Raw genomic sequence first — 499 nt, 5'->3', positions numbered from 1 at the left:
GCTTGGCGATCTTGCCGTATTTCGGGTCGGGCTTGCGGCCGGCGATGAGGTCGGCGACGACGATCTTCTGGTTTGGGATGATAACCATGAAGACATTGGCCGACATGATCGTGGCGGTGATGGCGCCCAGATGCAGAAAGGCGGCGCGGCCGGTGAACAGGTGCGTCAGCCCCCAGGCGATGAACACCAGCACGCAATAGAGCACCAGCATCAGGCCGGTATCGCTTTTTCCCAGCGGCGAGCGGCACAGCAGATCATAGACCACCCAGCCGACGCCAATCGTTGCCAGCGACAGCAGGATGCCTGTAGGCACCGACATCGGCAGCACGTTCGGATCGATCAGGAACAGATCGGCTCCGGCGTAGTAGACGACGCACAGCATGGCGAAGCCGGACAGCCAGGTGGCGTAGGATTCCCATTTGAACCAGGTCAGGTGTTCCGGCATTTCGGCTGGCGCCACGAGATATTTCTGGATGTGGTAGAAGCCGCCGCCATGCAC

General features: G+C 60.9%; 1 protein-coding gene. It reads right to left on the bottom strand.

The genetic code is table 11. The features are described from left to right. A partial coding sequence (locus EN906_RS36715; RefSeq protein WP_164777733.1) for a urate hydroxylase PuuD occupies positions 1-499 on the bottom strand: 499 nt, incomplete at both ends.

Source organism: Mesorhizobium sp. M7A.F.Ca.CA.004.06.1.1 (genome assembly GCF_003999135.1).
GTDB lineage: Bacteria > Pseudomonadota > Alphaproteobacteria > Rhizobiales > Rhizobiaceae > Mesorhizobium.
Note: the sequence above shows the minus strand (reverse complement) of the source record. Positions and strands in the feature narration are given on the sequence as shown.